Raw genomic sequence first — 16,475 nt, 5'->3', positions numbered from 1 at the left:
GCCATAATCGGGGAAGTATATTCTTCCATTCATAGGCGATTTGCCTGTTTTTCACGCTGCAGGCAAGATGTTTCCCCGTGATTCACTTCCCCAGGTTGACGCCCATGGCCGCCCGCCCCCGTGAACTGGACAAGATCGACCGCAGGATCCTGCGCATCCTCCAAGCCGAAGGCCGCATTTCCTTTACCGAGCTGGGCGAGCGCGTGGGCCTGTCGACCACCCCGTGCACCGAGCGCGTGCGCCGGCTGGAGCGCGAGGGCGTGATCACCGGCTATCACGCTCACCTGGATCCCACAGCGCTGAAAGCCAGCCTGCTGGTGTTCGTGGAGATCAGCCTGGCCTACAAGTCCGGCGACATCTTCGAGGAGTTCCGGCGCGCGGCGCTGAAGCTGCCGAACGTGCTCGAGTGCCATCTGGTGTCGGGCGACTTCGACTACCTGCTGAAGGCGCGGATCAGCGAGATGGCCTCCTACCGCAAACTGCTGGGCAGCACCCTGTTGACCCTGCCGCACGTGCGCGAATCGAAGAGCTACATCGTCATGGAAGAGGTCAAGGAGACGCTCAGCCTGCCGATTCCCGAATGAAGGGCCAGAGCCCGCGCTGCGGGTTCCGGCCCTGTTCCAGGGGGCGTCAGCGCTGCTGCGGGTGCTTCATCGAGCCCTGCTGCTGGCGTGTTTCCTGCTGCTTGCCGCCCTTCTGCGGCCGCTGCGGGTCCATCTGCTGCTGTTGCTGCTGTTGCGGCTTATGGCTCTGCGCTTCCTTGCCGGGATGACGGTTCTGCGGGTTCTTCATGATCGCGATCCAAAGGACGAAGGACATGCGACGGCGGGATGCCGGCGCAGGGCCACGGTGGTCCTGCGGCGGTTAATCACAGGCGAAAAAGCCGTGAGCGGCAGCAGTGTGTTTTCAGGCGTTCAGCCGGCGCGGTCACCGCCCGCCGCGGGCGGTAGCGGCCTGCCCTATGGCTTGACCTGCTGGCCACTGCCGGCCGGCACACTGTCGTAGTAGCGGCCGGTACGGGAGTCGAACACACGGTTCGGGCCGACCGGCTTGACGCCGGGAACGATGCGTCCGTTGCGGTCATAGACCTTGTCCGGCAGCTTCGGCGCCGGCGTCGGCACCACCTGCGCCGGGCCGGTGGACTTGATCGGCTGCGTCGGCTGCGGTGACGGCAGGACCTGCGGCTGCGGCCTTGCCGGCTGTGGGGGCGGCGGCACCGGCGCTGGCGCCACGGTGGTGGTGCTGCGGGTGGTGGTCGGCGATGTGGTGGGCACCTGGGCCTGTGCCGACAGGGGCAGCAGAGCCGACAGCACCCAGATGGAAAGGGTCTTCATGGCACGCTCCAGCAGGAATCCTCCCCACCATGCGCCCGCGCCCGTGTGCCGTCCATGAACGCAGCTCACACTTGCAAGACGGCGGTCACACCCCCACGTCTGCAGGCATCCCCAGGCCATCGACCCCACGGAGAGCCAGCATGAGTGCCTTCGACCTGACGCCCCCTACCGCCTCCCAGACCGACACCCTGGTCGCCGGCCTCAGCAGCGAAGAACGCCGCGTGCTGCTGCAGCACGGCACCGAAGCACCGTTCTGTGGCGTGTTCCTGGACAACAAGCGTGAGGGTGTCTACTGCTGCCGGCTGTGTGGGCTGCCCCTGTTCCGCTCCAGCACCAAGTTCGATTCCGGCACCGGTTGGCCGAGCTTCTTCGCCCCCTACGACGCGGCACACGTGCGTGAGATCCGCGATACCAGCCACGGCATGATCCGCACCGAGATCACCTGCGCCCGCTGTGGCAGCCACCTCGGCCACGTGTTCCCGGACGGGCCGCCGCCCACCCATGAGCGCCACTGCCTGAACTCCGTCTCACTTTCGTTCGCCGGCAACGGCGAGGCCTGGCCCAACCCGTTGCAGCGTGGCGGTGCGGAAAGCGGCGTAGCGGGCTGAGACACCCCTGCTGACCGGTTTCACAGAATTCCCTCTTCAGAAATCCGCAGGGTGGGCCGACAAGGAGATATCCCCCCTCCCTGCGTTGCCCCATGCTCATCATCGTTGGATTCCTGGTCGTCATCATCAGCGTGATCGGGGGCTACCTCGGTGCCCACGGCCGCCTGGGGGCTCTCTGGCAGCCCTACGAACTGGTCATCATCGGCGGTGCCGCGCTGGGGGCGTTCCTGGTCGGCACCCCGGCCAAGACGGTCAAGCAGACGCTGCAGGCCATCGTCGGCGTGTTCAAGGGCCCGCGCTACAAGCAGCAGGACTACATCGACGTCCTCAGCCTGCTCTACGAACTGCTCAACAAGGCGCGCCGGGAAGGCTTCATGGCGCTGGAGGACCACGTCGAACGCCCGGCCGAGAGCGCCGTGTTCGGCAACTATCCGAAGGTGCAGGCCGACCATCACCTGATCGATTTCATCACCGACTGCCTGCGCCTGATGATCGGCAGCAACATCGAGCCGCATGAACTGGAGCCGCTGCTCGAACTGGAGCTGGAAAAGCACCACGCCGAAGCGATGGCCCCGTCGCAGGTGCTGACCAAGGTGGCCGACGGATTGCCCGGTTTCGGCATCGTCGCGGCGGTGCTGGGCATCGTCATCACCATGGGCTCGATCGGCGGCGACATCGTCGAGGTCGGCGGCCATGTCGCCGGTGCGCTGGTCGGCACCTTCCTGGGCATCCTGCTGGGTTACGGGTTCGTCGGCCCGATGGCAGCGGCGATGGAAGCACGTGCCGAGCAGGACAGCCGCATCTACGAATCGGTGAAGACCGCACTGCTGGCCTGCCTGCGCGGTTACAACCCGAAGATCGCGCTGGAATTCGCCCGCAAGACGTTGCCGTCGAACGTGCGCCCGGCCTTCTCCGATTTCGAGCAGCACCTGAAGACGGTCAAGTAAGCCATGGCCGAGAGCAAACCCACCGTCATCGTCCGCAAGGTCAGGAAGGCCGGCCATGCCGCCCACCATGGCGGCTCGTGGAAGGTGGCCTATGCCGACTTCGTGACCGCGATGATGGCCTTCTTCCTGGTGCTGTGGCTGATGGCCACCACCAGCAAGAACGATCGTGCGGCCATTTCCGAGTATTTCCGCAACCCCAGCCCGCTCAGTGGCCAGAGCGCCACGCCGGCCCCGGGCATGGCCGGGCCGGGCGGTGCCAGCACGTCGATGATCAAGCTCGGCGGCGCCACCGACATCTCGCGTGGCAGCAGCAACGATCCCTTCCAGAACCAGCAGGAAGCCGTGCCGCACCCGGTGGACCAGCAGCAGCGCGACAAGCAGCAGCTGGAACAGCTGATGAAGGAACTGCAGGAAGCGATCAGCCGCAGCCAGGCGCTGGAGCCGTTCAAGGACCAGCTGCTGCTGGACCTGACCCCGGAAGGCCTGCGCATCCAGATCGTGGACAAGCAGAACCGGCCCATGTTCGACCTCGGCAGTGCCACGCTCAAGCCGTACACGCAGCAGATCCTGCATGAGCTGGCCGAGTACCTGAACCACGTGCCGAACCGGATCAGCCTGACCGGCCACACCGACATCACCGCCTACACCGCCGCCCGCGGCTACGGCAACTGGGAACTGAGCGCCGACCGCGCCAATGCGGCCCGCCGCGCCCTGATCGATGGCGGACTGGAGGACAGCAAGATCACCCGCGTGGTCGGCCTGTCCTCCTCGGTGCTGTTCGACCGGGCCGACCCGCAGAACCCGATCAACCGCCGCATCAGCATCGTGGTGATGACCCGCGCCGCCGAGCAGGCCGCGCTGGCCGGCGCCGGTCCACAGGTGGGTCTGTCGGCGCCGGTCATCGACGCGGACGTACAGGCGGCGCAGGGTGAGGCAAAGTAGACGGTGGGTGCGGACCTTGGTCCGCACATCCGGGAAAGCATGCGGACCAAGGTCCGCACCCACCAGGGGCATGGCCCGGCGCACCCGGTACAATGGGGGTCTTTCCGTTTTCAGGTGACACCCCCGATGTCCAAGTCTTCCAAGGCCAAGCGCGACCAGCGCAAGAAGCAGCAGGCCAAGCGCCCGTTCCTCCGTCTGAACGCCCAGCAGCAGGTGCAGAACCACGCCGTGCTGACCAGCGAGGACGGCCAGGTGGTCGCCGCCATCGGCCTGCAGGGTCGCGAGTGGCTGCTGGCCATCGGCGGTCAGACCATGGGCAATGCCGAGAACCCGGTGCCGATGCTGGCCATGCTCAAGCACCTGGCCAACGTGCAGGAGAAGGAAGGCCGCAAGGTCAGCCTGGAGTATTCCGAACTGCTGCAGAAGCTGCTGGATACCCTGGCCGCCGAAGCGGGCCAGACCGCCGACGAGTACCTGGACGCGCTGGTCGCCGAGTTCGAAGGCGTGGAAGCTGAGGGCGAGACCGCTGAAGGCGATGTGGCCGAAGAAGCCAGCGCTGCCGAAGGTACCGCTGACGCCGAGGCTGCTCCGGCCGCCGACGCCGACGGCAAGCCGCAGGCCTGATCCGGCCGCGGCGGTGACGGTCTACGTCGATGACGCAGTGCATGCCTGGCGCGACCAGCGCTGGGCGCATCTGATGGCCGACACCCTGGCCGAGCTGCACGCCATGGCGGCGCAGCTCGGCATCCCCCGCCGGGCCTTCCAGAACAAGGCCAGCGGCGCGCACTACGACGTCACCACCGAGCTGCGCGCACAGGCGATCGCACTGGGTGCCGTGGCGATTTCACGGCACACGGACCGCGCACAGGTGAAAGCGGTGATCGCCAACGCGCGGGCGCAGTACCGGCCGTAGGCCGCAGCGCCCCCGCCGGGCATGGCCCGGCGAACCGGGATGACGCTCAGAACGGGTCGCTGCCCAGGCGGATTTCCACGTTCAGCAGCGAGCACAGCGCCAGCATGGCGTCATCGTCACGGGTCAGTGCCATCCAGCCGGTGAAACCCGCGCTGCCGGCATCCACGCTCCACAGCGTGTAGTTGTGCTCGCGCAGGCGGTCGAAGGCGGTGGACATCAGCTGCACGCCATCCAGGTTTTCGGTGAAATCCTCATCGTCCAGGTCGCCGCCCCAGTCAAGCTGCAGGTTGAAGCGCGCGGACAGCTCGTTCACCGCCGATATCAGCGTTTCCAGGTCATCCCGCTCCACCTCGAAGCCGGATTGCCAGCCGATCGCGGACAGCAGTGGCGGCAGCCAATCGGCGTCTGCTTCCAGCGGTTCGCCGGCTTCGGCCAGCAGCTCGCGCCAGCGGTTGAACTGCTGCAGCGCCAGCTCCTCGTCGCCCGGGTTGATCAGTACCAGCAGGTTCCAGACCCGCGCTTCGAAGCCATCCTCATCGAAATCATGGACGTCCTCCTCGAAGTCGAAGTAGTCGCTGTTGTCGGGCATGGCGGGAACTCCTCGGGGCAGGCCGGCATTCTACGGTTTATCCTGTATCGCTGAAGCCGGCCTTGGTGGCCGTCACTGTGAATGATGCGATGAGCGATACCCCTCCCGACCACCTGGCGATCAATCCGGCCAGCCCCTTCCATGATGCGCAGGCGCTGGAGCGCGGCGTCGGCGTGCGCTTCAACGACGTCGAGCGCGACAACGTCGAGGAATACTCGGTCAGCGAAGGCTGGATCCGCGTGCAGGCCGGCAAGGCCCGTGACCGTCGCGGCAACCCGATGACAATCAAGGTCAAAGGCAAGGTCGAGGCCTACTTCCTCGACCAGAAGCCGGCCTGACGGAGCCCGGGGTCAGATCCCTTTCCGCGGGAAAGGGATCCGACCCCGATGCACAGGGCCGGTCACTCGCGCTTGCGCGACTCCAGCAGATCCAGGTTGCGGATCAGGCGCCTCGAGATCTCGTCGGAGATCACGCCGCGCCGGGTGAGGCGGAACAGTTCCTCGCGCTCGGCAGTGAGGCCGGCGCTGCGCAACTGGCGATAGCCCTCCTCCATCCGCTTCACCTTCTCCGGATCCACGTCCGGGTTCTCGCGATCCAGGTGCCGCTGATACAGCAGGCTGACCCGCGAGGCCGCGTCGTTGTACAACTGCACGTTCTCGGTGTTCTGGTTCAGCACCAGCTGCTGCCGCTTGCGCTCCACCCCGGCCAGCGCCGCCTTCGAGGACAACCGGCGGGCCAGATCCTCTTCCTTGCGCTCACCGGAGTCGGCCGGCAACTGCAGGCCCTTCAGCAGCTGCGGCAGCGCCACGCTGGCGCCGACCAGCGAGAACAGGATCACCGCTGCAGCCAGGAAGATCACCAGGTCGCGTGCGGGGAACGGGCTGCCATCGGGCAGGAACAGTGGCAGCGTCAGCACGCCGGCCAGGGTGATCGCACCGCGCACGCCCGCCACCGAGGTGGCCACCACGATGCGCCAGTTCGGCGCCTCGCCCCGCTCCAGGCCACGCCGACGCGCACGCAGCAGGTTCCAGCGCAGTGACAGCCACACCCACAGCAGGCGCAGGGCGATCAGGCTGGCATTGATCACCAGCACGTACACCAGCAGCCACCACGCGCTCTGGTGACCGGTCTCGTTCATCGTGGTGGTTGCACGCTCGACGATGCCCGGCAACTGCTCGCCCAGCAGCACGAACATGATGCCGTTGAAGCTGAACTGCAGCATGTTCCACACGCCCGCGCGCTGCACGCGCATGCTGCCGGAAACACGGCCGGTCATTTCCACGTAGCTCATCGAGATGCCGGCCGCGACCGCCGCGAGGATGCCCGAGGCATTGATCTCTTCGGCCAGCAGGTAGGCCGCGAACGGGATCAGCAGGTTGACCAGCATCGCCGCACCCGGCTCTTCACCGAAACGGCGCCACAACCAACGCTGGAAGGTCGACACGCCCAGCGTCACCGCCACGCCCACCGCCAGGCCCGCCACCGCCACCCACAGGAAGGTCAGCGAAGCGGTGGCCAGCGAGAAGGTACCGGTCATCACCGCCGCCACCGCGAAGCGGAAGCAGACCAGACCGGAGGCGTCGTTGAGCAGTGATTCGCCCTCGAGGATGTGCATCAGCCGCTTGGGAATGGGGGCCTTGGAGGCGATCGCTCCAACGGCCACCGGATCGGTCGGCGAAACAATCGCCGCCAGCGCGAAGCACACCGCCAGCGGCATCACCGGGATCATCCAGTGGATCAGCAGGCCGGCGCCGATGACGGTGAACACCACCAGGCCGAACGCCAGCTCGAGAATCGCGCCCTTGTCGCGGAACAGGCCCTGCTTGGGGATGCGCCAGCCGTCAAGGAACAGCAGGGGCGGCAGGAACAGCAGGAAGAACACTTCCGGCTCCAGCGCATGGCCGCGGTTGAACACGCCGGCAATGACCGCGCCCAGACCGATCTGCACCAGTGGCAGCGGCAGTGAGAACGGCAGGACGCGGACGAGGTATCCGCTGGCGACGACCGCCACCAGCATCGCCAGCACGACTTCAATGGTATGCATGCTTCTTCCAGGAAGCGGCGCGGGGGGGGCATGAAGCCAGCGCCGGAAACCCGGAAAAAACTACCACAGGCGACCACGACTGCGACAACCGCGGCGACGCTGCGTCAGCACAGGCTCATGCCCCGTCGAAGCGGTAGATGTCCATCGCCAGGAAGCCGCCATCGACGCCGGCATCGATGCGACGTGCGCCGAAGCGGTGGTCACCGGCCGCACCCATCGCGAAGAACAGCGGCAACAGGTGTTCATCGGTGGGATGGGCGCGTTCGGCGAACGGTGCCTGCCGGCGGTAGTCCAACAGCGCCGGGCGGTCATCGGCCGCCAGCCGCTGCTCCACCCACTCGATGAACGGCCGCACATAGGGCGCTTCCTTGCCGTCCTGGTAGTCGCCCCAGTCGTGCAGGTTGTGGGTGATGCTGCCCGAGCCGACCAGCAGCACGCCCTGTTCGCGCAGAGGTGCCAGCGCGCGGCCCAGCGCAAACTGGTGCGCAGGCCCCAGCAACGGCTGGATCGATACCGGCACCACGGGAATGTCGGCCTGCGGACGCAGCAGGCGCAGCGGCACCCAGGCGCCGTGATCGAGACCACGCTGGGTATCGATGGCCACCGGCAGGCCCGCCGCGGCGATGCGCCCGGCAATGTCCTCGGCCAGCGCAGGATCGCCCGGTGCCGGGTACTGCAGTTCAAACAGCGCGCGCGGGAAGCCGCCGAAGTCATGGAGGGTCGGCGGTTGTGGGTGGGCGCCGACCAACGGCTGCCGCCCCAGCCAGTGGGCCGAGGCGATGACGATGGCGCGCGGCGTGGGCAGGTCGCGGGCCAGTTCGGCCAGGCGCACGCCCACCTCGCCCGGCTGCAGCGCCGTCATCGGGGAACCGTGCGAGATGTACAGCGAAGGCAGGCGGGACATGGAATTCTCCGTTTGCAGTATCAGCCCGCGCTCAACGCGAACGCAGGGTCCAGCGGCCGTCACCGACCAGGAACAGCACCACCAGCGCCAGCGCCCAGAAGGCCGGGTACTCCCAGCCACCGCCGGCATTGGCAAAGCCGAAGCCGTTCGCGCCGTGCACGGTGACGATGGTGCCCAGCAACAGGGGCACACCGGCCAGCCCGACCCAGCGCGCGTAGATACCGAGCAGCAGGGCTGCGGAAATCACCAGTTCTGCCGCGAGGGTGAGGTAACCCAGCACACCCGGCAGACCGAGCGACTCGAAGAACGCCGCGGTGCCGGCCGGGGTGAACACCAGCAGCTTGGTCAGCCCATGGATCAGGAACAGCACGCCGAGGGCCAGGCGCAGCAGCGTCGCGCCATAGGGCGCCAGCGGCGGAGCGGAAGCAGCAGAGGGAGTCATGGCGGGGCCTCGAAGGGAAGAAGCACAGCTTATTGCGCCGACCCATGCCGATAAATACGATGATTCGACCGTATTTATTTCAGAAGGCGCAACAATGGACACTCTGGACGCCATGCGTGTGTTCGTGGCCGTGGTCGAGCGCAATGGCTTCAGTGCGGCCGCCCAGGCACTGGATCTGTCCACCGCCGGCGTCACCCGGCAGGTTGCGGCGCTGGAGAAGCGCCTGTCGACGCGGCTGCTCCACCGCACCACCCGCCGGGTCAGCCCCACCAGTGCCGGCGCCGCGTACTACGCGCAGTGCGTGCGCCTGCTGGCGGAGTTCGACGCACTGGAGGCCAGCATCGGCGCACAGGCACTGGAACCGTCCGGCCTGCTGCGCATCAATGCGCCGGTCAGCTGGGGCATCGCCCGTCTCGGCCCGCTGCTGGCCGGCTTCCGCGAGCGGTTCCCGCAGGTGGAACTGGACCTGGCCCTGTCCGACCGCCTGGTGGACATGGTCGAAGAAGGCTACGACGTGGCCATCCGCATCACCCGCGAGCCCGGGCCCACGTTGATCGCGCGTCGCCTGGGCGAATCGCGGATCAGCCTGTGCGCGGCGCCCTCCTACCTGGCTGCGCACGGCACGCCGGCCACGCCGCAGGCACTGCAGGATCACGCATGCCTGGGCTACAGCTACTGGGCCGGCGGCGACCAGTGGCCACTGCACGGCCCTGGAGGCGACGTCCAGGTCACGGTGAACAGCGTGCTGCGCGCCAACAACGGCGACGTGCTGCGCGAGGCGGCCATTGCTGGCATGGGCGTGATCCTGCAACCGGATTTCCTGCTCCAGGAGGCGCTGGCCGACGGCCGCCTGGTGCGCATCCTGCCGGACTGGGAAGCGGCGCCGATCGGCATCTTCGCCGTCTACACCAGCCGTAGCCACCTGGCGCCGAAGGTGCGCAGCTTCATCGACTACCTGGTGGAGGCCGGGATCTGACCGCGCCACCGGACAACACCCGTGACACGCGGGCGCAAGGCCGTGCCCGGCGAGCCGCAACATGGGCTAGACAGCGACCTCGTCCAGCATGCCGATGATCCGCTCCAGAGGGGCCGGACGTCCCAGCAGGTAGCCCTGCACCTGGTCGCAACCGTGCGCGGCCAGCCAGTCGAGCTGCCCCGGCGTTTCCACGCCTTCGGCAATGATGGTCAGGCCCATGCTGTGGCCCAGCGACAGCAGCGCCCTGCAGATCGATGCGTTGCGCGGATTGGTCTCCACGTCGGCGACGAAGCTGCGGTCGATCTTGAGGATGTCCAGCGGCAGGTGCTGCAGGTAGGACATGCTGGAGTAGCCGGTACCGAAATCATCCAGCGACACGCAGATGCCCTGCTCGTGCAGGCGCTGCATGGTCTGCATCGCCTGCGCCGGCTTGCGCATCAGGCTGCTCTCGGTCAGCTCCACATGCAGCGCGCCGCGGGCCAGGCCGAAGTCCTGCTGGGCACGGGTGAACTCGGCCACCAGGTCGCTGTTGAAGAACTGCACGGCCGACACGTTCACCGCGATCGGCAGATCGCCCCAACCCGCCTCCACCAGGCGCCGCTGCGCCTGGGCCGCCGCACGGATCACCCAGCGCCCCAGGGCCAGGATCAGACCGGTGTCCTCGCACAGCTGGATGAACTCGTTGGGAGGAATGAAGCTGCCATCGGCTTGCGGCCAGCGCAGCAATGCCTCCAGTGCCGCCGGACTGCCGTCGCTGGCGTGCCGGATCGGCTGGAAGTACAGCTGGAACTCGCTGTCGATCGCCGCATGGATGCGCCCGGCCAGGCGCAGGCGATCAGCCAGGCGCGTGGTCACCGCAGCGTCGAACCAGGCCACCACATCCCCTTCGGCGCGCGCGGCGTGCGCCGCCTGTGCCGCCATGCCGATCACCTGCTCGGCGCTGTGGCCATCATCTGCCGTGTGAACCGCCACGCCGATGCGCGGCTCGAACTGGTGCAGCGAATCCTTGCCACGCATTGGTGCCGACACGATCTGCAGCAGATCGTCGAGTACGCGCCGGGTGTCATGCGCGGCGCCGATGGCGAACACGAAATCTTCCGCCGGCTGGAAGGCCAGCGCGCCGTAACGTGCCGCCAGCACAGCCAGGCGCGAGGCCATCGACTGCAGCACCGCATCGCCGATCTCCCGGCCCAGCGTGTCGGCCACCAGCTGCAGGCCACGCAGCTGCACGAAGGCGATGGTATAGCCCTCCGCCTGGGCATCCAGCTGCTCGGTCAGCGCGCGCACGTTGAGCAGCCCGGTCGCCGGGTTGTGCCGCGCCTGGTAAGCCAGGTCGCGCTCATAGGCCATCCGCTCGCTGACATCCTCGGCCAGTACCAGGCAGGCCGGCTGGCCATCGAAATCCAGCCGGGACAAATGCGCGCGCACTTCGAACACACTGCCATCCTTGCGCCGGTGCAGGCGCACGGCAGCATCGGGAAGGTCGCCCACGCGCGTCCGCGCGATGGCTCCCTTGACCTCGTCCCACCCTTCCCGCGGCCGGATGTCGAGGATGCTCATGGTGAGGAATTCCTCACGGCTGTAGCCGTACTGCCGCACGGCCGCATCGTTGACCTCGATGAAGCGCAGCGTGTCCGGATCGAACACCCAGAACGGCGCAGGATTGCGGTCGAACAGCAGGCGGAAGCGCCGTTCGACCTGGTTCATCTGTTCACGGGCCTGATACCGCTCGCTGAGATCGGTGAGCGCGCCGATCATGCGCCGCTGGCGATCGGCCACCGGCACGCGCTGGCCCCGCGCGCCGACCCAGCGCACCGCACCCCCCGGCAGCACCAGGCGGAATACCTCATCCATCACCGCGTTGCCGGCAAATGCCTGGTCAAACGCCTTCTGCAGCCGTGCGGCATCATCGCGGTGCACCCGGGCAAAGAAATCGGCCACCGGCAGCGCGTCGGTCTGTACGCCGAAGATCTCGCGTGCCAGCGGTGACCAGCGCAGCAGTGCAGCGTCCTCATCGACATACCAGGTGCAGACCCGCCCGACCTGGTGGGCCAGCCGCAGTTCCGCATTGCCGGCCTGCAGTTCCTCGGCCATCGATTGCTGCCGGCGGATCGTTCGCCGGACGGCGAACAACAGCACCAGCAGCACGGCCACATAGACCAGCACGATGGCCACCGATGCCTGCAGGTAGGGCCACCACGGCGCCAGCACGTCCTTTTCGGCCAGGCCCACCTGCACCGCCAGCGGGTTGCGTTCCAGCGTACTGATGGTGGTGATGCGCGGCACGCCGTCGACCACGCCGGGCATGTTCCCCAGTTCGATCACCGCCTGCCTGCCGAGCAGATCGCGCCCGGGCAGCGCGTAGCGGTGTCCGACCGTGCCATGCGGATCGGGCACGCGTGCCAGCATGTAGCCTTCGGCATCACTGATCGACACAAGGCCGTTCGGGCCCACGTCCAGCCCGCCGATGATGCGCTGCAGTTCGCCGCAGCGCAGGCGCGCCAGCAGCCAGCGGTCGTCGTCCAGCGGCAGCGCCAGCGGCACCACCCAGCCATCATCGCTGCCCCGCTGCGGCGGCCCGATGTACAGCGCACTGCCAGGGCCGCGCCGTTGCGGATCGGTCCACAGGGGCAGCTGCAGGTCGCCCTGGCCCGCGGTCAGCGCACGTCCGTAGCTGTCGAGCACCACGATGCTGTGCAGCTCGGCGTGCCGTTGCAGCACGCCGGCCACGGCCGCATCGAGCAGCCGCGGTGCCTGTGCCGGCACGCTCCGGAACAGCTCGGCGGCGTCGGCGGAAATGCCGCCCATCGCCCGCTCCAGATTGCGCAGCTGCAATGCCAGCAGGCGCTCGCTGCCGACCGCCAGTGCCCGGCTCTGCCGCTGCGCCGCTTCCAACCGCCGATGGTGGTCATTGACCAGCATCATCGCCAGACCGGCCACCAGCAGCACGCCCAGCACCACCCCGCCCCAGGTGATGGCGCGCAGTGGCCGGGCCAACGCGCGTTTCAGCGCGGGCATCGGTGGGTGTTCCCTGTCCAGTCGGCTGGCTTCATGCGCGAACGATTCCTCCACATCCCCGACCTCAGCGGCCGGCGACTGCCATTCTTGACCGCCGGGCCCGCCACGCCGGATCACCGCCCTGCGTCCGCGCAGGGGTCCGGCATGCAGCATGCACCACGGCGGTGACGGCGTGAAGATCGCCGCACCGCGTTCAGCCAGATCGTGCACAGCCTTGCGCCACAACGGTGCGACCCATCGCATCGGAGCGGATTAGACTTGGCGTTTTCCCGCCGCAAGAGAAGTCCATGTCCAAGCTGCGCCGTCCCACCCTGGCACTGGCCATTGCTGCCAGCCTGTCCCTGGCCGCCTGCGACCGCGCCGCCGATCCGGCGGCCAGTACCGCCGCGCCGGCCGCATCCGCCCCCGCAGCCGCCAAGCCGATGCTGGGCAGCTTCGGCTTCGATGCCAGCGGCATGGATCGCAGCATCGCCGCCGGCGACGATTTCTTCGGCTTCGCCAATGGCACCTGGGTGAAGAACACCCAGATCCCCGCCGACCGCTCGCGCTTCGGCAGCTTCAACGTCATCGCGGAGAAGACCCAGGCCGACACCCGCGCCATCCTCGAAGGCGCTGCCGGCAATGCCCAGGCCAGCGGCGAGGACAAGCTGATCGGCGATTACTACGCCGCCTTCATGGATGAGGCCGGCATCGAGCAGCGCGGTATCGCGCCGGTGCAGCCGCAGCTGAAGGCGATCGATGCGATCACTGACAAGGCCGGCCTGGCCCGCGCGCTGGGCGGCGACATGCGCGCCGATGTCGACCTGCTCAATGCCACCAACTTCTACACCGACCGCCTGTTCGGCCTGTGGGTCTCGGTCGATCTGTTGCAGCCGGACCGCACCGCGCCGTATCTGGTGCAGGGCGGACTTGGCATGCCCGACCGCGACTTCTATCTGGGCGACGGCCGCATGGCCGAACTGCGCAAGCAGTACCAGGCCTATATCGCGCAGCTCCTGCAGCTGGCCGGCAGCGCCGACCCGGCCGGCAAGGCGCAGCGCATCGTTGCGCTGGAAACGAAGATCGCGCAGGCGCACGCCACCCAGGAAGAAACCAACGACGTGACCAAGGGTGCCAACCCCTGGACCCAGGCTGACTTCAACGCCAAGGCCCCGGGCATGGACTGGACCGCCTTCCTCGATGCCGCTGCACTGGGCAAGCAGCAGGACTTCATTGTCTGGCAGCCCAGGGCGGTGGCCGGCCTGTCCAGGCTGGTGGCCACCGAGCCGCTGGAGGTCTGGAAGGATTACCTGGCCTTCCATGCGCTGGATCGCGCCGCGGCGTACCTGCCGAAGAAGTTCGCCGATGCCCGCTTCGCCTTCCACGGCACCGCGCTGAGCGGCACGCCGCAGCAGAGCGATCGCTGGAAGCGCGCGGTGGATGATGCCAACCACGCCGTCGGTGAGGCCATCGGCAAGCGCTATGTCGAGAAGCACTTCGACGCCAGGACCAAGGAGCGCGCGGACGAAATGGCGAAGAACATCATCGCCGCGTTCGCCAGGCGCATCGACGCGCTGTCGTGGATGTCGCCGCAGACCAAGGCCAGCGCCAAGGCAAAGGTGGCCGGCCTGACCGTGGGCATGGGGTATCCGGAAAAATGGCGCGATTACAGCGGTCTGGAAATCCGCCGCGACGACCCGCTGGGCAATGCACAGCGCGCCGAGCTGTTCGAGTACCAGCGCAACATCGCCAAGCTGGGCAAGCCGGTCGACCACGGTGAGTGGGCGATGCTGCCGCAGACCATCAACGCGATGAACGTGCCGCTGGAGAACCGCCTGGTGTTCCCGGCCGCGATCCTGCAGCCGCCGTTCTTCGATGGGGCCGCCGATGATGCGGTGAACTACGGTGCGATCGGTGCGGTGATCGGCCATGAGATCAGCCACGGGTTCGACAATGCCGGCGCGCTGTTCGACGAGACCGGCAAGCTGCACAACTGGTGGACCGCCGAGGACCTGAAGCAGTTCAACGCCGCCGGCGACGCGCTCGCGGCCCAGTTCAGCAGTTACGAGCCGTTCCCCGGCGTGCACGTCAACGGCAAGCTGACGCTGGGCGAGAACATCGCCGACGTCGCCGGTCTGGGAACGGCGTACGACGCCTACCAGCTGTCGCTGCAGGGCAAGCCGGGCCAGACCCTGGAAGGCTTCACCCCGGACCAGCGCTTCTTCCTCGGCTTCGCCCAGGCATGGCGCAGCAAGAGCCGCGAGCAGGCGCTGCGCAATTCGCTGCTGACCGACGTGCACGCGCCGGGCCAGTTCCGCGCGCTCACCGTGCGCAACATCGACGCCTGGTACCCGGCGTTCGAGGTGAAGGAGGGCCAGAAGCTGTACCTGGCCCCCGACAAGCGGGTCAAAGTCTGGTGAGATGAGGGAAACGGCGCCGCGAGGCGCCCGTTTTCATCCGCACCGGGCCGGGCAGGCTGCGCGGTCGGTGCCGATTCAGGCCGAAGACGAGGCCGATTGCCGGGATCCCTGCTCATCCCCGGTTTCATGTGCGCCCGCAGCACGTTTCACCCTGCGACATCCTGTCGCAGGGTGCGGGCACTGTGCTGCATCGCACAAAACTTCACCCGGCCGGACAAGACCGTTACGCCGCTTGGCGTTCCGCCCATTGCACCGCTCGCTGGAAGTGCTAGAACTGAACCCGCCACACCGTCCAACGCTGATCGACGCACGTTCCAAAAGGAGCCAGCCATGATTGCTTTGTTCAAGGGTTTGGGAATTCTGCTTCGCGACAACGAGCTCTACAGCAGCCCGTTCGACAAACAGGTCGCGCACTGGCGCAATCTCAGCGAGCAGCAGATCCGCGATGAAGTGGCGGTGCTGGCCCAGGCCAAGTGCCAGTGGCTGATCGCCTCCATCATCGGCTGGCAGGCGGCGTCGCTGGTGATTCTGGGCCTGATCGCCAACTACCTGTGGCGTGACGACTTCCATATCACCTTCACCCGCGTGGTGATCGTGTTCGGCTCATGGGTCTCGATCCTGTTCGTGATCTGGTTCATGGCCAACATGTTCGACCAGCAGGCCGGGTTCGAGCGCTGGATGAAAGCCTTCAACAGCCGGGCCCGCATCAGTTCCAAGGCCGACAGCGTCGAGCATGTGGCCGAGGCGCTGGACCTGGCCGAGCACTACCCGGAAGTGCTGGACTACAAGCAGGCGGTCACCGCCAGGCGCGAGCTGCGCCATGAGGACATCCGCATCATGACCGAGATCGGACGGATGAAGCAGCACTCCGAACTGGTCGGGCGGCTGAACCATGTAGGCGAAACCGAACACCATCACGAACTGACGCTGCAGCCTGCCTACTGACCCTTGCGGAAAACGGGGGGGTCCACAATGCCACCGTGATCACTCACGGTGGCATTGTTCTATCGGGTCCTGGCTGACGCATTGGTGGAAGCCCTCGGGCAGGCCTCGCATGGTTTCGGTTTGGCCTACGGCCACCGAAAAACGCCGCAGGGGCGGCGTGGCGCAGGTGGCCTCGGTGCTGCAGGCCGGATCCAGCACGAGATAGTGGCACCTGCCACTGCTGCTGGCGATGCATTGGAACCGCGCCTGACCATCGACGACGGTGCCCTTGCTGTACAGCGTGTCCACGCCGTTGGCGCGCGCGCGGGTAATCGAGGAATTACTGGATTTTTCGCAGCCGGCCAGTGCCAGCAGCACAGCACACACAAGCAGCAGACGGGGCATGGTCATTCCTCGGGGCAGATGCAACGTCGC

Annotated in this window: 18 protein-coding genes; 10 read left to right on the top strand and 8 right to left on the bottom strand. The window is 67.2% G+C overall.

All coding sequences use genetic code 11. From position 1 onward, the window contains the following. Nucleotides 1-104: 104 nt before the first annotated feature. Nucleotides 105-584 carry an Lrp/AsnC ligand binding domain-containing protein gene (locus AC5P76_RS16175; protein WP_053518243.1) on the top strand — a complete coding sequence of 160 codons (480 nt, stop codon included), beginning with the start codon at nt 105-107 and terminating at the stop codon, nt 582-584. 46 nt (nt 585-630) lie between these two features. Here the strand turns inward: AC5P76_RS16175 and AC5P76_RS16170 are convergent, their stop codons facing one another. Continuing rightward, entirely contained in the window at nt 631-792 is a 162-nt protein-coding gene (locus AC5P76_RS16170; protein ID WP_429000973.1) for a lana protein, read from the bottom strand. A 167-nt stretch (nt 793-959) separates the two neighbouring features. Continuing rightward, entirely contained in the window at nt 960-1,334 is a 375-nt protein-coding gene (locus AC5P76_RS16165) for a classical arabinogalactan protein 4 (protein ID WP_111186593.1), read from the bottom strand. A 140-nt stretch (nt 1,335-1,474) separates the two neighbouring features. Between AC5P76_RS16165 and msrB the strand changes: the two genes are divergently transcribed. The 5 genes from msrB (at nt 1,475) to AC5P76_RS16140 (ending at nt 4,744) form a co-directional block, all read left to right on the top strand. Beyond that, entirely contained in the window at nt 1,475-1,942 is a 468-nt protein-coding gene (gene msrB, locus AC5P76_RS16160; RefSeq protein ID WP_053518238.1) for a peptide-methionine (R)-S-oxide reductase MsrB, read from the top strand. 92 nt (nt 1,943-2,034) lie between these two features. Further along, nucleotides 2,035-2,889: a flagellar motor stator protein MotA gene (motA, locus tag AC5P76_RS16155; RefSeq protein ID WP_053518236.1), complete on the top strand. Its 855-nt coding sequence runs from the start codon at nt 2,035-2,037 to the stop codon at nt 2,887-2,889. 3 nt (nt 2,890-2,892) lie between these two features. Next, a complete protein-coding gene (motB, locus tag AC5P76_RS16150) occupies nt 2,893-3,831 on the top strand; it encodes a flagellar motor protein MotB (RefSeq protein WP_053518234.1) in 939 nt (312 codons plus the stop codon). Nucleotides 3,832-3,957: 126 nt separating this feature from the next. Next, nucleotides 3,958-4,455, top strand: coding sequence for a hypothetical protein (locus tag AC5P76_RS16145; RefSeq protein ID WP_053518232.1), 498 nt, complete (start codon nt 3,958-3,960; stop codon nt 4,453-4,455). A 13-nt stretch (nt 4,456-4,468) separates the two neighbouring features. Next, nucleotides 4,469-4,744 carry a DUF4031 domain-containing protein gene (locus AC5P76_RS16140; RefSeq protein WP_111186594.1) on the top strand — a complete coding sequence of 92 codons (276 nt, stop codon included), beginning with the start codon at nt 4,469-4,471 and terminating at the stop codon, nt 4,742-4,744. Between the two features lie 46 nt (nt 4,745-4,790). Here AC5P76_RS16140 and AC5P76_RS16135 read toward each other — a convergent pair whose 3' ends face one another. Next, complete coding sequence (locus AC5P76_RS16135) at nt 4,791-5,333, bottom strand: DUF6630 family protein (RefSeq protein WP_253119819.1); 543 nt, start codon at nt 5,331-5,333, stop codon at nt 4,791-4,793. 89 nt (nt 5,334-5,422) lie between these two features. Here AC5P76_RS16135 and AC5P76_RS16130 point away from each other — a divergent pair, with 89 nt between their 5' ends. Next, nucleotides 5,423-5,671 carry a DUF3297 family protein gene (locus AC5P76_RS16130; RefSeq protein WP_053520274.1) on the top strand — a complete coding sequence of 83 codons (249 nt, stop codon included), beginning with the start codon at nt 5,423-5,425 and terminating at the stop codon, nt 5,669-5,671. Nucleotides 5,672-5,733: 62 nt separating this feature from the next. On the opposite strand, the gene AC5P76_RS16125 is transcribed toward AC5P76_RS16130, so the two are convergent. The 3 genes from AC5P76_RS16125 to AC5P76_RS16115 form a co-directional block, all read right to left on the bottom strand. Continuing rightward, the gene (locus AC5P76_RS16125; RefSeq protein ID WP_053520275.1) at nt 5,734-7,377 is read right to left on the bottom strand and encodes a Na+/H+ antiporter; all 1,644 of its coding nucleotides are present in this window, start codon (nt 7,375-7,377) and stop codon (nt 5,734-5,736) included. A 115-nt stretch (nt 7,378-7,492) separates the two neighbouring features. Continuing rightward, nucleotides 7,493-8,281 (bottom strand): dioxygenase family protein, encoded by a 789-nt coding sequence (locus AC5P76_RS16120; protein ID WP_164151001.1) that lies wholly within the window; start codon nt 8,279-8,281, stop codon nt 7,493-7,495. 31 nt (nt 8,282-8,312) lie between these two features. Then, the gene (locus tag AC5P76_RS16115) at nt 8,313-8,723 is read right to left on the bottom strand and encodes a DoxX family protein (protein WP_253119817.1); all 411 of its coding nucleotides are present in this window, start codon (nt 8,721-8,723) and stop codon (nt 8,313-8,315) included. Between the two features lie 94 nt (nt 8,724-8,817). On the opposite strand from AC5P76_RS16115, the gene AC5P76_RS16110 reads away from it, so the two are divergent. Continuing rightward, nucleotides 8,818-9,699: a LysR family transcriptional regulator gene (locus AC5P76_RS16110; protein WP_065182533.1), complete on the top strand. Its 882-nt coding sequence runs from the start codon at nt 8,818-8,820 to the stop codon at nt 9,697-9,699. A gap of 66 nt (nt 9,700-9,765) precedes the next feature. On the opposite strand, the gene AC5P76_RS16105 is transcribed toward AC5P76_RS16110, so the two are convergent. Then, nucleotides 9,766-12,717, bottom strand: a complete 2,952-nt coding sequence (locus tag AC5P76_RS16105; RefSeq protein WP_495222790.1) for a bifunctional diguanylate cyclase/phosphodiesterase — start codon at nt 12,715-12,717, stop codon at nt 9,766-9,768. A gap of 287 nt (nt 12,718-13,004) precedes the next feature. On the opposite strand from AC5P76_RS16105, the gene AC5P76_RS16100 reads away from it, so the two are divergent. Together AC5P76_RS16100 and AC5P76_RS16095 are read left to right on the top strand one after the other, a co-directional pair. Beyond that, nucleotides 13,005-15,116, top strand: a complete 2,112-nt coding sequence (locus tag AC5P76_RS16100; protein WP_065175391.1) for a M13 family metallopeptidase — start codon at nt 13,005-13,007, stop codon at nt 15,114-15,116. 330 nt (nt 15,117-15,446) lie between these two features. Then, on the top strand, nt 15,447-16,061 hold the full coding sequence (locus AC5P76_RS16095; RefSeq protein ID WP_053518857.1) for a hypothetical protein: 615 nt from the start codon (nt 15,447-15,449) through the stop codon (nt 16,059-16,061). Nucleotides 16,062-16,100: 39 nt separating this feature from the next. On the opposite strand, the gene AC5P76_RS16090 is transcribed toward AC5P76_RS16095, so the two are convergent. After that, complete coding sequence (locus AC5P76_RS16090) at nt 16,101-16,445, bottom strand: hypothetical protein (RefSeq protein ID WP_053518860.1); 345 nt, start codon at nt 16,443-16,445, stop codon at nt 16,101-16,103. Between the last annotated feature and the right edge of the window lie 30 nt (nt 16,446-16,475).

It is taken from the genome of Stenotrophomonas sp. YJH_SMC_36 (assembly GCF_059369935.1).
The sequence above is the reverse complement of the archived record's forward strand: the minus strand, read 5'-3'. Positions and strand labels throughout refer to the sequence as shown.

What these genes read in the sequence shown, in the direction of transcription:
- AC5P76_RS16175 (WP_053518243.1), top strand. Translation starts at nt 105, where the DNA reads ATGGCCGCCCGCCCCCGTGAACTGGACAAGATCGACCGCAGGATCCTG.
- AC5P76_RS16170 (WP_429000973.1), bottom strand. Translation starts at nt 792, where the DNA reads ATGAAGAACCCGCAGAACCGTCATCCCGGCAAGGAAGCGCAGAGCCAT.
- AC5P76_RS16165 (WP_111186593.1), bottom strand. Translation starts at nt 1,334, where the DNA reads ATGAAGACCCTTTCCATCTGGGTGCTGTCGGCTCTGCTGCCCCTGTCG.
- msrB (WP_053518238.1), top strand. Translation starts at nt 1,475, where the DNA reads ATGAGTGCCTTCGACCTGACGCCCCCTACCGCCTCCCAGACCGACACC.
- motA (WP_053518236.1), top strand. Translation starts at nt 2,035, where the DNA reads ATGCTCATCATCGTTGGATTCCTGGTCGTCATCATCAGCGTGATCGGG.
- motB (WP_053518234.1), top strand. Translation starts at nt 2,893, where the DNA reads ATGGCCGAGAGCAAACCCACCGTCATCGTCCGCAAGGTCAGGAAGGCC.
- AC5P76_RS16145 (WP_053518232.1), top strand. Translation starts at nt 3,958, where the DNA reads ATGTCCAAGTCTTCCAAGGCCAAGCGCGACCAGCGCAAGAAGCAGCAG.
- AC5P76_RS16135 (WP_253119819.1), bottom strand. Translation starts at nt 5,333, where the DNA reads ATGCCCGACAACAGCGACTACTTCGACTTCGAGGAGGACGTCCATGAT.
- AC5P76_RS16130 (WP_053520274.1), top strand. Translation starts at nt 5,423, where the DNA reads ATGAGCGATACCCCTCCCGACCACCTGGCGATCAATCCGGCCAGCCCC.
- AC5P76_RS16125 (WP_053520275.1), bottom strand. Translation starts at nt 7,377, where the DNA reads ATGCATACCATTGAAGTCGTGCTGGCGATGCTGGTGGCGGTCGTCGCC.
- AC5P76_RS16120 (WP_164151001.1), bottom strand. Translation starts at nt 8,281, where the DNA reads ATGTCCCGCCTGCCTTCGCTGTACATCTCGCACGGTTCCCCGATGACG.
- AC5P76_RS16115 (WP_253119817.1), bottom strand. Translation starts at nt 8,723, where the DNA reads ATGACTCCCTCTGCTGCTTCCGCTCCGCCGCTGGCGCCCTATGGCGCG.
- AC5P76_RS16110 (WP_065182533.1), top strand. Translation starts at nt 8,818, where the DNA reads ATGGACACTCTGGACGCCATGCGTGTGTTCGTGGCCGTGGTCGAGCGC.
- AC5P76_RS16105 (WP_495222790.1), bottom strand. Translation starts at nt 12,717, where the DNA reads ATGCCCGCGCTGAAACGCGCGTTGGCCCGGCCACTGCGCGCCATCACC.
- AC5P76_RS16100 (WP_065175391.1), top strand. Translation starts at nt 13,005, where the DNA reads ATGTCCAAGCTGCGCCGTCCCACCCTGGCACTGGCCATTGCTGCCAGC.
- AC5P76_RS16095 (WP_053518857.1), top strand. Translation starts at nt 15,447, where the DNA reads ATGATTGCTTTGTTCAAGGGTTTGGGAATTCTGCTTCGCGACAACGAG.
- AC5P76_RS16090 (WP_053518860.1), bottom strand. Translation starts at nt 16,445, where the DNA reads ATGCCCCGTCTGCTGCTTGTGTGTGCTGTGCTGCTGGCACTGGCCGGC.